A 16,362-nucleotide genomic window follows, 5' to 3' on the forward strand; every position below is an offset into this window, starting at 1 on the left:
AACCATGACCCCCCTGTCGTACGCGCAGCGGCGCATGTGGTTCATCAACCGCTTCGAAGGCCCTTCCTCCACCTACAACATCCCGCTGCTCCTGCGCTGCCACGGCCCGCTCGACACCGTCGCGCTGCGGGCGGCGTTCCGTGACGTGATGGTGCGCCACGAAGTCCTGCGCACGGTGTTCGCGGAGACCGACGGCCAGCCGTACCAGCGAGTCCTCGACCCCGCCGACATCGACCTCCCGTGGCAGGACTGGGGCCGGGTGGCCCCCGAACGGGTGCCCGGCGTGGTGGAGTCGGTGAGCGGCAGCTGGTTCGACCTGTCGACGGACGTGCCGCTGCGCGGCTGCGTCCTGCAGAGCGGCGACGAGGAGTACCTGGTCGTCCTGGTGCTCCACCACATCGCCGGCGACGGTGGTTCGCTGGCCCCGCTGGCACGTGACGTGTCGACGGCGTACCGGGCCCGGGTCACCGGCACGGAACCGGATTGGCCCGAACTGCCCGTGCAGTACTCGGACTACGCGTTGTGGCAGCAGGAAATGCTGGGCGACGAAAAGGATCCGGACAGCATCGTCTCGGTGCAGAGCGCCTATTGGGGTGAGGAACTGGCCGGTGTGTCCAAGCCTCTTCCCCTGCCCTTGGACCGGCCCCGCCCCGAGGTGGCGACTTTTCGCGGCGATTCCGTCCCGGTGGGTTTACCGGCCGAACTGCGCTCTGCCGTGGAGAGGTTGGCGCAATCCAATGGTGTGACGACGGCGATCGTGCTCCAGGCCGCTTTGGTGGTATTGCTGCACCGGCTGGGGGGAGGCAAGGATGTGACCGTCGGCTCCCCGATCGCGGGCCGCACGGAGGAGGCGCTGAATGAACTGGTGGGCTTCTTTGTCAACACCTGGACCCTGCGCGTGCAGGTGAGCGCGGACCGGAGTTTCGCGTGGGTCCTCGAACAGGTCCGCAAGAAGGCGATCGCCGCCTACGACCACCAGGACGTGCCGTTCGAAAGGCTCGTGGAGATCCTGCGGCCGGAACGGTCGACCGCGCATCACCCCCTGTTCCAGGTCGTGCTGGCGTGGCAGAACAACACCCCGCCGCACCTGGACCTGCCGGGTCTCACCGTGACGATGGAACCGCTGCCCACGGGCAGCGCCAAGTTCGACCTGTTCTTCAACCTGGCGCCGGATGACGTGACCGGCTCGGTCGTCGGTGAGATCGAGTACGCCACCGACCTCTTCGACCGCTCCACGGTGGAGGACGTCGCGGCACGGTTCGTGGCCGTCGTCGAGGAGGTCGTGGCCGACCCGACGACCTCCGTCGGCGCGTCGGTCGCGGCCGGAACCGGCAGGTCCGGCGACTCGCTCGACGCCGCCGAGCGCCACCGGATCCTCGTCGAATGGAACGACACCGCACGCCCCGTCCCCTGCCCCGGACCGGTCCACCTGCTCTTCGAGGAGCAGGCCGCACGGCGCCCGGACGCCGTCGCCCTGCGCTGGGCCGCCGGCACCATGACCTACGGCGAGCTGAACCGGTGGGCCAACCGTGTCGCCTGGGACCTGAAGGAACGCGGGGTCGGCCCCGAGACGGTGGTCGGCGTCGGCGTGCCCCGCGGACCGGCCATGATCGCCGCCGTCCTCGGTGTGCTCAAGGCGGGCGGCGCCTACCTGCCGCTGGAACCCGCGCTGCCGGCCGACCGCGTGGCCGGCATGCTGGAGGACGCCGGGTGCGCCCTCGTGCTGTCCACGCCCGACACCGAACGCTGGGCCCTGCCGGACCACGTCGCCTTCGCCGAGCTCCCCGGGGCCCGGTCCACCGGCGCCGACCACGACCCGGAACCGGCCGCGGGGCCGGACAACACGGCGTACATCATCTTCACCTCCGGCAGCACCGGGAAGCCCAAGGGTGTGGCGGTCACCCACCGCCCGGTCCACAACCTGCTGAACTGGTGCTACCGCACCTTCGCGTTCGGCCCCGACGACGTCGCCCTGTGCGTGACGTCCCTCGGCTTCGACCTCTCCGTCTTCGACATCTTCGGTCTGCTCGGCTGCGGCGGCGGCGTCTACCTGGCGGACGCCGCGCAGCAGCGCGATCCGCACCTCCTGCTGGACGTGCTGCTGAGCGAGCCGATCACCTTCTGGGACTCGGTGCCCACCACCCTCAACCAGGTCGCGTCCCTGCTCACCGAGGACGGCGGGTACGAAGGCACCGACGATCTGCGCCTGGTGTTCCTCTCCGGCGACTACACCCCGCTGTCCCTGCCCGACGAGGTCCGCCGCGTGTTCACCGGCGCGGAGATCGTCAGCCTCGGCGGCGCCACCGAGGCGACGGTGTGGTCCAACTACTTCCGGGTCCGGGAGATCGACCCGTCGTGGCGCAGCATCCCCTACGGCCGCCCCATCGACAACGCCCGCTACTACGTGCTCGACGAGGACATGGAGCCCTGCCCCGTCGGCGTGGAGGGCGACCTGTACATCGGCGGCGACTGCCTCTGCGTCGGCTACGTCAACCGGCCCGAGCTGACGGCGGAACGTTTCGTCCGTGACCCGTTCAGCACCCGTGAGGGCGACAGGCTCTACCGCACCGGCGACCGGGCCGCCTTCTTCCCGGACGGGAACATCTGCTTCCTCGGCCGCGCCGACAACCAGGTCAAGCTGCGCGGGTTCCGCGTCGAGCCCGGGGAGATCGAGCACGCACTGGTCCGGCACCCGGCCGTCCGCCAGGCCATCGTCACCGCCCGCGAGGACCAGCCCGGCGATCTGCGCCTGGTCGCCTACGTCGTCCCCGACACCGCCGCCCTGCCGTCCGCCGGCGGGACGCAGGAGCAGGTGGGGGAGTGGCAGGAGGTCTACGACCAGGCCTACTCCGACGACGGCGGACACGTGTTCGGTGAGGACTTCACCGGCTGGAACGACTCCGCCACCGGTGAGCCGATCCCCGTGGAGGAGATGCGGGCCTGGCGTGACGCCGCCGTTGCGGGTGTCATGCGCTGGTCACCCGAGCGCGTCCTCGAACTCGGCGCCGGCACCGGCCTGCTGCTCGCGCACATCGCCGGCCGGGTCCGGGAGTACTGGGCCACGGACCTGTCCCGGGCCGTGATCGACCGGCTCCGCGACCAGGTGACCCGGGCCGGACTGGCCGACCGGGTCCGGCTGCGCCATCAGGCCGCCGACGACCTCACCGGACTGCCCGCCGGCGGATTCGACACCGTGGTGCTCAACTCGGTCGTGCAGTACTTCCCCGACGAGCACTATCTCGCCCGGGTGCTGGACGGAGCCTGGCGCCTGCTCGCGCCCGGCGGCCGGATCGTGCTCGGTGACATCAGGCGGGCGGCCTCGCTGCGCACCCTCCAGACGGGCGTCCAGCGCGCGAGGCACCCCGACGCGACGCCGGCCGTCCTGCGCACCATCGTCGAGCAGGCCGTGCTGCTGGAGAAGGAACTGGTGCTCGACCCGGAGTGGTTCCTGCGCTGGGCGCAGGACGCGGGGGCGGCCGGAGCCGACATCCGGGTCAAGGACGGCACCCACCACAACGAGCTGACCCGGCACCGCTACGAGGTCGTGCTGCACAAGCCGGGCACCGGACCGGCCGACGCCCCGCGCCGGCTCGACGACGCCCCGGCCCTGGTCTGGGAAGGCGACCTGGACCGCCTCGCCGACCGGTTGGGCGGACGGCCCGAGGCGGCGGTGCGCGTCACCGGCATTCCGAACGCCCGCCTCACCGACGAGGCCGCGGCGGCCCGCGCCCTCACCGCGGACGACTCCGCCGAACCCGGGCCGCCGCCGCTCGACCCCGCCGAGATCCGCGCCTGGGCCGCCCGGCACGGCTGGGACGCGGTACCCACCTGGTCGGCCGACGCGCCCGACCTGCTCGACGTCGTCGTACTGCTGGACGGCCCGGCCGCGCGCACCCCCCTCACCGGCACCTACCTGCCGGCCACCGACGGACGGACCACCGCGAGCGATCCCGCGGTCGCCGCCGCCGTCACCGCTCTGCTGCCCGCACTGCGCGGCCACCTGCGGGAGACACTGCCCGAGTACATGATCCCGGCGGCCGTCGTCCCCATCGCCGCCGTGCCGCTGACCGACAACGGCAAACCCGACCGGCGCGCCCTGCCCGCGCCCGACTACACCGCCGGCGGCGGCCGGGCCCCCGGCACGCCGGAGGAGGAGTCGCTGTGCGCGCTGTTCGCCGCGGTCCTCGGCCTCGACCGGGTCGGCGTGGACGACAACTTCTTCACCATCGGCGGCCACTCGCTCCTGGCCACCCGGCTCGTCAGCCGCATCCGCGCGGAGCACGGCGTGGAGATCCCCATCCGGGCCGTCTTCCAGTCGCCCACCGTCGCCGAACTCGCGGCCCACCTGACCGCTGCGGACGACCTCCGCCCGCCCCTGCGGCCCCAGCCCCGGCCCGAACGGCTGCCCCTGTCCTACGCCCAGCAGCGGCTGTGGTTCATCCACCGTTTCGAGGGCCCCTCGGCCACCTACAACATCGCGCTCGCCCTGCGGATGCGCGGCACCCTCGACGCGCCCGCCCTGCGCCGCGCCGTGCACGACGTCGTCGAGCGGCACGAGTCGCTGCGCACCGTCTTCGGCGAGGCGGACGGACAGCCGTACCAGCGGATCCTGCCGCCGGCCGCGGTCGAGGTCCCCTGGGAGGAACGCGAGGTCACCGAGGCCGAACTGCCCGGCCTCCTGCGCGAGGCGGCGCGCCGCCCGTTCGACCTGGCGACCGAGATCCCCCTGCGCACCTGGCTGCTGCGGACCGGTCCCCACGAGGCGGTGTTCCTCATCGGCGCGCACCACATCGCCGCCGACGGCTGGTCCGCCCTCCCGCTCGCCGAGGACCTCACCACCGCGTACGAGACCCGCCAGGCGGGCCGGACGCCCACATGGGAACCGCTGTCCGTGCAGTACGCCGACTACACGCTGTGGCAGCGGGACCTGCTGGGCGACAGCGAGAACCCGGACAGCCTCTACCGGCGGCAGCTGGACTACTGGACGACCCGGCTGGCCGGTCTGCCCGAGACCGTCACGCCTCCCACCGACCGGCCCCGGCCCGCCGTCGCGTCCTACGCCGGCGACCTGGTCCCCCTCACCCTGGACGCCGAGCTGACCGACGGCGTGCGCCGCATGGCACGGGAATCGGGCGCCACGGTGTCGATGGTGCTCCAGGCGGCCCTCGCCGCGCTGCTCACCAGGCTCGGCTCGGGCACCGACGTGCCCATCGGCTCACCCATCGCCGGCCGCACCGACGAGGCGCTCAACCGGCTGGTCGGCTTCTTCGTCAACACCTGGGTGCTGCGGGCCGACACCTCCGGTGACCCCTCCTTCGCCGAACTCGTCGGCCGGGTCCGCGAGGACAGCCTCGCGGCCTACGACCACCAGGACATCCCGTTCGAGCACCTCGTCGAGGTGCTCAACCCCGTCCGCTCACCCGCCCACCACCCGCTCTTCCAGGTGTGCCTGGCGCTGCAGAACAACACGCGGCCGGAGTTCCACCTGACCGGCCTGACGGTCACCGAGGAGCCGTTCTCCCTCGGCACCGCCCGCTTCGACCTGTTCATCAGCGTCACCGAACGGGACGAGGAAGGCGCACCGGCCCGGATCGAGGGCTTCGCGGAGTACGCCACCGAACTCTTCGACGAGGGCACCGTCAGGACGCTGCTCGACCGCTGGCAGCACTTCCTGCGCCAGGCGGTCGCCGCCCCGGACACGCCCATCGGATCCGTCGGTGTCCTGACCGAGGCCGAGAGCGCGGCGCTGGACGCCTGGGGCGGCCCGTCCCGGGACGCCGGGTCCCGGACCGGGACCATCACGGAACGGTTCGCCGCCGCGGCCGCCGCGACACCGGACGCCACCGCACTGGTCGCCGCGGACTCCGCACACACCTGGACCTACGCGGAACTGGACCGCTGGGCCAACCGGCTCGCCCACCACTTCCGCGCCCGGGGCGTACGACCGGCCGACCGCGTCGCGCTCGTGATGGAACGCTCGCCGCTGCTGATCGCCGCCGTACTCGGTGTCCTCAAGACCGGCGCCGCCTACGCGCCGGTCGACCCCTCCTATCCGCCCGAGCGCATCGACTTCCTCCTCGCGGACCTCGATCCGGCCGTCACCGTGGACGAGGCACTCGCCGAGGTGGACCTCTCCGGGCTGCCCGACTCGCCGCCAGACACGGCGGGCCCGGGCGAGCACGCCGTCGCCTACGTGATGTACACCTCGGGCTCCACCGGCAGGCCCAAGGGCGTGGAGGTGACCCACCGCAATGTCGTCGACCTGGCGCTCGACGGCTGCTTCCGCAACGGCGCCCATCGCCGCGTCCTGGTCCACTCACCGCACACCTTCGACGCGTCGACGTACGAGATGTGGGTGCCGCTGCTCGGCGGTGGCACGGCCGTGGTCGCCCGCGCCGGCCGGCCGGACACCGCGGAACTCGCCCGGCTGATCGCCGAGCGGGAGGTGACGGCCCTGTGGCTGACCGCCGGACTGTTCGCCGTGATGGCCGAACAGCACGCCGAGTGCTTCGGCGGGGTCCGGGAAGTGTGGGCGGGCGGCGACGTCCTGTCGCCGAGCGCCGTCCGCACCGTCCTCGACGCGTGCCCCGGCCTCACGGTGGTCAACGGCTACGGCCCCACCGAGACCACCACGTTCGCCTCCCGGCACCGGATGACCTCCGCGGAGCAGGGCGCCGGCCCCCTGCCCATCGGCAGCCCGATGGACGGCAGCCGCCTCCTCGTCCTGGACGACCGGCTGCGGCCCGTACCGCCCGGCGTGGTGGGCGAGTTGTACATCGGTGGCGACGGGGTGGCCCGCGGCTACGCCGGCCGCCCCGGCCTGACCGCCATCCGGTTCGTGCCCGACCCTGCGTCGAAGTCCGGAGGACGCGTCTACCGCACCGGCGACCTCGTGCGCTGGGACGGCGCCGGCCGCCTCCACTACGTCAGCCGCAGCGACGACCAGCTCAAGCTGCGCGGCTTCCGCGTCGAGCCGGGCGAGCTGGAGGCGGTGCTGCGCGAGCAGGAAGGCGTGGCGAACGCGGTGGTCGCCGTGCGCAGCGACCGGCTCGGCGAACGCCGCATGGTCGCCTACGTGGTGCCCGGCGACACCGCGTCCACCGGCCGTGACGCCGCCGAACAGGTCGACGAGTGGCGCGAGGTCTACGACACCATGTACGGCGGGACGGAGGTCGCCACCGACACCGTCGGCGAGGACTTCACCGGCTGGAACAGCTCCTACACCGGCCTCCCCATCCCGCTGGAGGAGATGCGGTCCTGGCGGGAAGCGGTACTGCGGCGGGTGCGGTCCCTGCGCCCGCGCCGGGTGCTGGAGATCGGCGTCGGCTCCGGCCTGCTGCTCGGCCCGCTGGCACCCGAGACGGAGGAGTACTGGGGCACCGACTTCTCGGCGCCCGTCATCGAACGGCTGCGGGCCCAGACCCGGGCCGACCGGCGGCTGGCGGACAAGGTGACCCTGCGGTGCGGGCCCGCCCACGACGCCGAGGGCCTGCCCGCCGGGTACTTCGACACGGTGATCCTCAACTCGGTCGTGCAGTACTTCCCGGACGCCGACTACCTCGGCCGCGTACTCGACCTCGCGATGGACCGCCTCGCACCCGGCGGACGCGTCGTCCTCGGCGACGTGCGCAACCACCGCACCCTGCGCACCTTCGCCGCCGCGGTGCACCGCTGCCGGCAGCCCGCCGACGGCCCCGCCGCCGTGCAGGCCGCCGTCGAACGCGCGGTGCTCGCCGAGAAGGAACTCGTCGTCGACCCCGGCTTCTTCACGCGCTACGCCGAGACACACCCGGACACCGTCGCGGCCGACATCCGCCTCAAACAGGGCACCCACCACAACGAACTGACCCGCCACCGCTACGAGGTCGTGCTGCACAAGGCGCCGGCGAAACCGCTGGACCTCGGCGACCTGCCCGAGGCGGTGTGGGCGTCGGAGGTCCGCGAACTGGACGACCTGGACGCCGCGCTGGCCCGGCACGGCGGCCGACTCCGCCTGACCCGCGTCCCCAACGCCCGCCTGGCCGGCGAGGCCGCGGAGTGGGGCGCCCCCGCCGAACTGGGCGGCACCCTCGACCCCGCCGAACTGGAGGCGTGGGGTGCCGGGCGCGGGCTCGCGGTGTACTGCACCTGGTCGCCCCAGTCCGGGGACTTCTTCGAGGCGGCCGTCGTGCCCGACGTCGACGCCGTCTGCTGCGACGGCCTGTACCGGTCCACAGGTGCCCCCTCGGCCCGGCTGGCCAACGTCCCCGCAGTCTCCCGCCGGGCCTCCCGGCTGCCCTCCGTGCTGCGCGGGCGGCTCGCCGGCCGGCTGCCGGAGTTCATGATGCCCGCCGAGATCGTCGTCCTGGACCGGCTGCCGCTCACGGAGAACGGCAAGGTGGACCGTGCGGCCCTGCCCGAACCGGACCCGGTCGACGGGGAACACCGCGCCCCGCGCACCCCGCGCGAGGAGCAACTCGCCGAGCTCTTCGCCGAAGTGCTCGGCCTGGACCGGATCGGCATCGACGACGACTTCTTCGCCTGCGGGGGACACTCCCTGCGGCTGACGCGTCTGGCCTGGCAGATCCGCGAGAAACTGGGCGTGGACGTGCCGATCCGCACGGTGTTCCAGTACCCGACGGTCGCGGAACTGGCGGCACAGCTGACCACCGACACGGACGCCCAGTTCGAGGACCCCTTCGCCGTCCTCCTGCCGATCCGCACCGAGGGGCAGCAGCCGCCCCTGTGGTGGCTGCACCCGGGCGGCGGGCTGAGCTGGCCCTACCTCGGCTTCGCCCGTCACCTGGACCCGGGCCGGCCGCTGTACGGCATCCAGGCACGCGGCTTCGACGGCACCACCGCGCCGGCCGGCTCGATCGAGGAGATGGTTGAGGACTACCTCGAGCAGGTGCTCCGTGTCCAGCCGAGCGGCCCCTACCACCTGCTGGGCTGGTCCTTCGGCGGCACCCTCGCCCACGCCATGGCGGCCGAACTCCAGCGCCGCGGACACGAGGTGGCCCTCCTGGCGCTCCTGGACGCCGCGCCCTCCAGCCACTTCGCCGACCTGGAGGCGCTGGACGAGTCCATGGTGCGCCGCTACCTCGCCAACTACATGGGACACCTGGCGGGGATGGAGGAATACCCGTCGCTCGTCACCACCGCCTCGTCGATCTTCATCGGGCAGATGGAGCAGATGCGGCGGTTCACCTCACCGCGGTACCGGGGCGACGTCGTCTTCTTCAACGCGCTCCTCGACCCCGAGACCCACGACAAGCGGGTCATGGACGAGGACCTCGACGTGCTCTGGCAGGACCACGTCGACGGTCGTGTGCAGCGCATCGACATCCCTTGCGCGCACAACGAGATGTACTGGCCACGGAACGCGGCCGAGATCAGCCGCACCATCAACCGCATGCTGCGGGCGTCGCAGTGACCCTGCCGAGCCCGCACCTGCCGAGACGAGTTCTGGAGGACACAAGGTGAGCACCAACCCGTTCGACGACGAGACCGGCCGGTTCCACGTGCTGGTCAACGGCGAGGACCAGCACTCGCTGTGGCCCGCCTTCGCCGAGGTGCCCGCCGGATGGCGCAGCGTCTTCGGCCCCGCCGCGAGGACGGAGAGCCTCGCCTACGTCGAGGAGCACTGGACCGACATGCGGCCGCGCAGTCTCCGCGAGGCGAGCGACGGCTAGGGCTGCGCCGCCGTTGGCGGCCCGCGGCTTGTGGTGCCCGTCCGGCCGACGTGATCATGCCGTCGGCCGGCGATGACCGTGACCACCTGTATGCGTCGACGGGGAGGCGCACGCTGTGCGATGTACGACCAGCGATGTCATGTTCGTCCGATGGCCGGCCCAGACAGACCTTCGCAACCGATGTAGGAGGGACGGTGTGCCCCGGCTCCTCGTAGTGGAGGCGGGGGCCCGTCCGCCCGTGTGCAACGACCCCTTCGAGGACTGGGTCCGGGCGCCCATCTCGCGGGACGATCTCGACGCCCGGGTCCGGGCTCTGCAGAACCGGCTCGACAGCCGGCAGATCCCCACCCTCGACTCCGCCGGAACACTCACCTTCGGCTCACACTCCATCACCGTCTCCAACGTGCAGACCGAGTTGATGGAGCTGCTCATCGAGCACTTCGGCGAGGTGGTGTACCGGCACGAGCTTGCGCAACGGCTCGCGGAACGCGTGCAGAGGCCGACGAGGAACTCGCTCGACCTCCACATCATGCGGCTGCGCCGCCGCCTGGCGTCGACCGACCTGGTGATCCGCACCGCCTGGGGCCGCGGATACGCCCTGGAGGTCGAGGCCCGTTGACCCCCGCCGTCCGTCCCCCCCCCGGCTCACGCCCGAAGGGCCTCCCGGTCTCGCCTCTCGGGAGGCCCGCCGGCGGGGCCTAGCATCTGAGCAGTGATCCCGTCGGAGGAAGGTGCGCGGTGACGAAGCAGGCCGACCCGTCGGCAGGGACCAGCCTCTGGTCCAAGTCCGAGGTCCGGCGCGGAGGGCGCGGTGAGCGGCCCTCCGGGCTCGACCGGCAGCGGATCACGGCGGCGTCGGTGCGGCTTCTGGACGACGGGGGACTCGCCGGGTTCTCCATGCGCCGGCTGGCCGCCGCACTGGACGTCACCGCGATGTCCCTGTACTGGTACGTCGACACCAAGGACGACCTGCTCGAACTCGCCCTGGACGCCGTCTACGGCGAGTTGGAGCCGATCGAGGCGGACCGCGCCGGCGAGGACTGGCCCGAGCAACTGCGGCGGCTGGCCACGGCGTACCGGGGACTGCTGGTGCGCCACCCGTGGTTGCCGGCGCTCGCCGGACGCTACCTCAACATCGGCCCCAACTCGCTGGCGTTCTCCCGCGCGATCCAGCAGCTCGTGCGCCGGGCGGGGCTGCCCCCGCACGGCGTGACCGGGGCGATCGCGGCCGTCCTGCAGTTCGTGCACGGCTACGGCACGATCGAGAGTCGCTTCCTCACCCGGATCGCGGACACCGGGCTGTCCCCGGAGGAGTACTTCCGGCGCACCATGTCCCTGGTGGACGAGGTCCCCGGAACGGCCGAGGTCATCGGCGAGTCGAAGGACATCATGGCGGCACGCGGCGGCGACACGGTCGCCGAGATGCTGGACCGCGACTTCACCTTCGCCCTGGACCTCCTGATCGCGGGCATCGAGGCCCTGGCCGTCCGCGGGTGACGGCCCGTGCCGCTACGCGTGGTGCACCTTCCCGCGCAGCCGGCGCAGCTCGGGGAAGGGCCGCGTGACCCGGCGGGCGAGGAAGTCGACACCGCTCGAACCGCCGGTTCCGCTCTGCTCACCGATCATCTTCGACACCAGTGCCAGATGAGCCACCTTCCAGTGCCAGTACCCGTTGCCCAGGTCCACCAGCCCCTCCGCGAGACGGTGCAGCACACCGGTCTCCACGCCGCGCCGGCAGACCTCGTCGACCGACCGCCCGTGGTACTCGGCCGCCGCCGCGAACGCCTCGTAGAGGCTGCCCTGGTCGTGACTGTTGCCGAAGAGCGCCGTCAGCCTGCGGAACTGCGCGGACTGCGCGCCGCTCGCCGTGTCGAGATAGGCCCGGAACTCGGCGAAGTAGCGCAGCGGCAGCCTCTCCAGCACCAGCAACTGCTGCTGGAGCACCCGCAGCACATCGACGGACCGCAGCAGGAACTCAAGGCCCAGTTCCAGATCGTGCGGGTCGCAGGGAGGCAGGAGCGCCTCCGCGGCGGCGTCCAGGTCGGCCCCGAGCTGCTTGAGCCACAACTCGCAGGCCTGGTGCGTGATGATGAAGAACTGCTCGGCCAGGACGGCCGCGCCGCCGGCGGTGTGAGGGACGCGCGGCTCTTGCAGCGAGAGCAGGGTCTCCATGTGGAGATAGTCCCCATACGTCAAAGTACTCAGGACGCCGCCTCCTCGTCATAGGTGGTCCGCCGGCCGCGGCCGGAGTGTCCGACGCGCCCGACGACCGAGGGACCTGATCGTGACACGGGAAGGAACCGGCTGATCAGCAATCTTTCCTCTTCCATTCACGAGGAAAGACGTGCGCAAGAGCTTCCCGCCGCGGACGCCGGCGATGTGACGATCGCGGCATGACCACCCCCACCGAGCTGGACCTGACCCGCGCGAGCACCTTCGTGGAGCATGACGCCCACGCGTTCTGGCGCGACGTGCGCAAGCACCGGCCCGTCTACTGGCACGACGGGGACCCCGGGTTCTGGGTCGTCGCCCGCCACGCCGACGTGCTGGCCTGCTACACCGACGTACGCTCCCTGAGCTCCGCCCGCGGGACCGTACTGGACGTCCTCCTCAGCGGCGGCGACTCGGCCGGCGGCCAGATGCTCGCGGTCACCGACAGACCCCGCCACCGCGAACTGCGCAACCTGATGCTGCGCGCCTTCTCCCCGCGCGTCCTCGGCGCGGTGGAGGAGAAGGTGGTGGAGCGGACCTCACGGCTCATCCGCACCGTCACCCGGCGCGGGCGGTTCGACTTCGCGGCGGACGTCGCCGAGCACATCCCGATGAACACGATCTGCGATCTGCTGTCCGTTCCGGAGGCGGACCGCGAGAAGCTGCTGCGCTGGAACAAGCTGGCCCTGTCCTCGGACGACGCCGAGGCGGACCGGCTGGACTCCCTGGAGGCCCGCAACGAGATCATCGGCTACTTCATGGACGTCGCCCGGCACCGCCGCTCCGACCCCGGCGACGACGTGATCAGCATGATCGCCACGGCGGAGGCGGGAGGCCGCCCGCTGACCCTCGAGGAGGTCGCGCTCAACTGCTACAGCCTCGTGCTGGGCGGCGACGAGTCCTCCCGCGTGTCCGCGATCTGCGCGGTCAAGGCGTTCGCCGAGCACCCCGCCCAGTGGCAGGCGCTGCGGGAGGGGACGGCCGCGCTCGACGCCGCGGTCGAGGAGGTGCTGCGCTGGGCCACACCCGCCATGCACTTCGCCCGCACCGCGACCCGGGACCTGCGGATAGGCGACCGGCAGGTGCGGGCGGGGGACATCGTCACGCTGTGGAACACCTCCGCCAACAACGACGAGGAGGTGTTCGACCGGCCCCGCCGGTTCGACCCGGCCCGCTCACCCAACAAACACCTCTCCTTCGGTCACGGCCCGCACTTCTGCGTCGGCGCGTTCCTCGGCCGGGCGGAGCTGCGCGCCCTGCTGAGCGCACTCGTCGAGTCCGTCGCCGAGATCGAGGTGTGCGGCAAGCCCGCCCCCCTCTACTCGAACTTCCTGAACGGGCACGCCAGTCTGCCGGTCGCCTTCCACTGACGGTTCGTCAGGCGGGCAGGCGGCTCCCGACGGCCGCGGCCAGCTCGCCGATCGAGGCCGCCTCCAGCACGGTCCGCATCGGCAGTGCGACCCCGAACCGCTCCCGGATCCGGGACACCAGCCTGGTCGCCTGCACGGAGTGGCCGCCGAGCTCGAAGAAGTTGTCGGCGGCCGTCGCCTCCGGGGCCCGCAGGACGTCGCGCACGATCGCGCAGACCACGGCCGCGCAGTCGTCCGCCTCGGGCTCCCGCGCGCCCGTCGCCGGTCCCGTGCCCGCCGCCGGAACCCCGGCATGCGCCAGTACCCCGGCATCCGCCTCCGGCCGCGGCAGGGCTCCTCGGTCGATCTTCCCGTTGGCCAGGGTCGGGAACCGCTCCAGCACGGTGACCCGTGCGGGCACCATGTGCGCGGGCAGCGACGCGGCGACATGGGTGCGCAACTCGCCGGGGTCGACCGGCGCCGTGGTGGTGACGTAGCCGACGACGTGCGCGTCGGCCAGCTCACCGCGCACCACCGCGACGGCGACGTCCACCACCGGATGGGCGGCGAGCCGCGCCTCGATCTCGCCGAGTTCGACGCGGAAGCCGCGCACCTTCACCTGGCCGTCCGCGCGGCCCGCGAAGTACAGCTGACCGTCCGGTCCTCTGCGTCCCCGGTCGCCCGTGCGGTACATCCGGGTGCCCGGCGGCCCGAACGGGTCGGCCACGAACTTCCCCGCCGTCGCGGTCGACCGGTTGAGATAGCCGCGCGCCAGCCCGCTGCCCGCGATGTACAGCTCGCCCTCCGTGCCGGGCGGCACCGGGCGCAGGCGCTCGTCGAGCACATGCACCCGCTTGCCGACCCAGGGCGCGCCGATCGCGATGTCACCGGTGTCCCTCACCGGGCCGGCGATCGTCGCCCCGACGGTCACCTCGGTCGGGCCGTAGCCGTTGAACATCCGCCGCGTCCGCGACCATTTGCGCACCAGCGTCGGCGTACAGCTGTCGCCCGTGGACATGACCGTCCCGCCGGGCAGGACGTCGTCGGCGTCGGTCTCGCTGAGCGCGACGGGGGGAAGCACCGCGTGCGTGATGCCGTACTTGACCAGGGTGTTCCCCAGCGGGTGGCCCGGCAGCAGCTCCTCGGCGGCCACCGTCACCAGAGCCGCCCCGGACAGCAGCGCCAGGGTTACGTCCCAGAAGGCGGCGTCGAAACTGATGGACGCCCACTGGAGCACCCGGTCGCCCGGACCGGCCCGCAGGACGGCCCTCTGGGTGGCCACCATGTCGGGCACACCACTGTGCGGCACGGCGACACCCTTGGGCGTCCCGGTCGACCCCGAGGTGTAGATGACGTACATCAGGTGCTCGGGACGCAGAGGGGCACGGCGCTCGTGCTGCGCCACGTCGTGTTCCGGCAGTCGCGCGCACGCGGCGCGGAAGGCCGGGTCGTCGCAGACCACCTCCTGCGGCCCCTCGCCGAGCTTGCCGAGGGGCGCCACCGAGGAGGACCGCAGCAGCAGCACCGGCCGCGCGTCGGACAGCATGAACGACAGGCGTTCCGCCGGGTACTCCGGGTCGAGCGGGAGGTAGGCGCCGCCCGCCTTGAGGACCGCCATGATCGACACGATGAGCTCCCGCGACTTCGGCATCGCCACCGCGACGAGCGAGTCGGGACCGACACCGTGCGCGATGAGCCGGCGGGCGAGCCGGTTGATCCGGGTGTTCAGCTCCGCGTACCGGAGGGTGCCCTCCGCGTCGATGAGCGCCGGCTCTCCGCCCCGTCGGGCGACGACCGACTCGAACAGTGCAGGAACCGTGTTCAAGTGCGCTCAGCTCCTTCGGGAGGCTCCCTGACCGACGGCGAATCTAATCTCCGGCGGCCGGGGAGCCCGGCGAATCCTTCCCGTCTCTGTCAGCGCCCGCTCACGGCACCGGCAAGGGCGCCTGTGAGACCGGCCGGACCGGTGACGGCGTCGCCGTCGCGGACGTGCAGGACGGCGTCCGCGGTGTCCAGCACGGCCTGCTCGAGCGGGAAGTAGCCCTGCTGCGGGCTGACGTCCGTCCGGCTCCGCGCTGCGGTGGCCGCGCCGGTCGGGACCAGGGCCCAGTCGGTGACGGCGTCCTGCAGGACGCTCTCGTGGGTCCCCGGCTCCGGGTCGCCCAGCCCGAGGGCTCCGCTGCGGCCCAGACTGCCGGCGACGAAGACGTACTCCTCGCCCAGCAGCGGTGCCACGACCGTGCCGGCCCCCGGCCAGTCGACGTGGAGGTCTCCGAGGCTCCAGGTGCTCGGAGTCCGCTGGAGGTGCGTGTTGTGGGCGAAGACGAGTGTGGCGCCCCGGCGGCCCTCGATGCTGCGGATGTCGAGGAGGTTCTGCGCCATGAGCGCGTCCCGGGTGGCGAACAGCCTCGACAGCCGGGTGTTCTTCTCCAGGCGCAGGGCGGCCTGCCGGTGGTAGCGCAGCAGACCGAGGCCCGCGGTGAGGTGGGTCCGGGCGCGCAGCCACTCCGCGCGCGACGTCTGCGAGATCCGCTCGGCGGCACGGGAGTGGAGCAAGGTGAGCATGTCGTCGGCGAGGGAACGCAGCCGATCGGCCTCGGGAGTGGCGCCGACCGACATGGCCGGGTCCATCACCGCCTCCGTGCGGCTCCACTGCTCGTCCGATCCGGACAGTCCGGCCAGGTCGAGGTCGAGCCCGAGATAGTCGCGGGCGTGCTCGAGGCACCGCCGCGGACTCGGGGCGCTGGTCGTCTCGGTCGGGACGTCGAAGCCGTGGAAGCTCAGTTGTTCCTGCGGGGGCAGGCCCGTGTTGTGGTCGCGCATCCATGCGACGAGGCGCCGGTTGGTCTCCATGCCGCCGAAGCCGTGCGAGAAGCCCTCCCGCATCACCTCGTCGAGGTCCCCGGCACCGCCCTTGACGAAGTCGTCGACGCGCAGCGCGGCCACGCGGTCGGTCTCCAGCGCGATCGAGCGGAAGCCGGCGCCGGCCAGCCCGGCGAACAGCTCGTTGCGCACCCACCCGAAGGCGGGTGCGCGGTGGGTGGGTTCGCCGAACGCCAGCAGGGAGCAGGAGGCCAGGGGAAGGTCGTGCAAGTCCTTTCTCATGTCTGTCCATCGAATCATTGAAAGAC

Annotated in this window: 8 protein-coding genes; 5 read left to right on the forward strand and 3 right to left on the reverse strand. The window is 72.3% G+C overall.

Annotated features, from left to right (window positions below; translation table 11 throughout):
- The first annotated feature begins 4 nt into the window (after positions 1-4).
- The 4 genes from ACZ6ZN_RS30685 to ACZ6ZN_RS30700 all read left to right on the forward strand — a co-directional run bounded on the left by ACZ6ZN_RS30685 (position 5) and on the right by ACZ6ZN_RS30700 (position 11,168).
- Complete coding sequence (locus ACZ6ZN_RS30685; protein ID WP_469651301.1) at positions 5-9,412, forward strand: amino acid adenylation domain-containing protein; 9,408 nt, start codon at positions 5-7, stop codon at positions 9,410-9,412.
- A 46-nt stretch (positions 9,413-9,458) separates the two neighbouring features.
- Positions 9,459-9,671 (forward strand): MbtH family protein, encoded by a 213-nt coding sequence (locus ACZ6ZN_RS30690; RefSeq protein ID WP_469651303.1) that lies wholly within the window; start codon positions 9,459-9,461, stop codon positions 9,669-9,671.
- 196 nt (positions 9,672-9,867) lie between these two features.
- Positions 9,868-10,290 carry a winged helix-turn-helix domain-containing protein gene (locus ACZ6ZN_RS30695; protein WP_206666946.1) on the forward strand — a complete coding sequence of 141 codons (423 nt, stop codon included), beginning with the start codon at positions 9,868-9,870 and terminating at the stop codon, positions 10,288-10,290.
- A 119-nt stretch (positions 10,291-10,409) separates the two neighbouring features.
- Positions 10,410-11,168 (forward strand): TetR/AcrR family transcriptional regulator, encoded by a 759-nt coding sequence (locus tag ACZ6ZN_RS30700; protein ID WP_469651305.1) that lies wholly within the window; start codon positions 10,410-10,412, stop codon positions 11,166-11,168.
- 12 nt (positions 11,169-11,180) lie between these two features.
- Here the strand turns inward: ACZ6ZN_RS30700 and ACZ6ZN_RS30705 are convergent, their stop codons facing one another.
- Positions 11,181-11,867, reverse strand: coding sequence for a tryptophan 2,3-dioxygenase family protein (locus tag ACZ6ZN_RS30705; protein WP_277755380.1), 687 nt, complete (start codon positions 11,865-11,867; stop codon positions 11,181-11,183).
- A gap of 197 nt (positions 11,868-12,064) precedes the next feature.
- On the opposite strand from ACZ6ZN_RS30705, the gene ACZ6ZN_RS30710 reads away from it, so the two are divergent.
- A complete protein-coding gene (locus ACZ6ZN_RS30710; RefSeq protein ID WP_469651309.1) occupies positions 12,065-13,252 on the forward strand; it encodes a cytochrome P450 in 1,188 nt (395 codons plus the stop codon).
- Between the two features lie 7 nt (positions 13,253-13,259).
- Here ACZ6ZN_RS30710 and ACZ6ZN_RS30715 read toward each other — a convergent pair whose 3' ends face one another.
- Both ACZ6ZN_RS30715 and ecm14 read right to left on the reverse strand, forming a co-directional pair.
- Positions 13,260-15,056: a non-ribosomal peptide synthetase gene (locus ACZ6ZN_RS30715; protein ID WP_469651312.1), complete on the reverse strand. Its 1,797-nt coding sequence runs from the start codon at positions 15,054-15,056 to the stop codon at positions 13,260-13,262.
- Positions 15,057-15,145: 89 nt separating this feature from the next.
- Complete coding sequence (gene ecm14, locus ACZ6ZN_RS30720; protein ID WP_469651315.1) at positions 15,146-16,354, reverse strand: N-formyl-beta-hydroxy-L-kynurenine formamidase Ecm14; 1,209 nt, start codon at positions 16,352-16,354, stop codon at positions 15,146-15,148.
- Positions 16,355-16,362 lie beyond the last annotated feature (8 nt).

The organism is Streptomyces sp. NPDC053665 (assembly GCF_055585285.1).

Excerpts from the sequence above, each read along its gene's own strand:
- ACZ6ZN_RS30685 (WP_469651301.1), top strand. The coding sequence starts at position 5 with ATGACCCCCCTGTCGTACGCGCAGCGGCGCATGTGGTTCATCAACCGC.
- ACZ6ZN_RS30710 (WP_469651309.1), top strand. The coding sequence starts at position 12,065 with ATGACCACCCCCACCGAGCTGGACCTGACCCGCGCGAGCACCTTCGTG.
- ecm14 (WP_469651315.1), bottom strand. The coding sequence starts at position 16,354 with ATGATTCGATGGACAGACATGAGAAAGGACTTGCACGACCTTCCCCTG.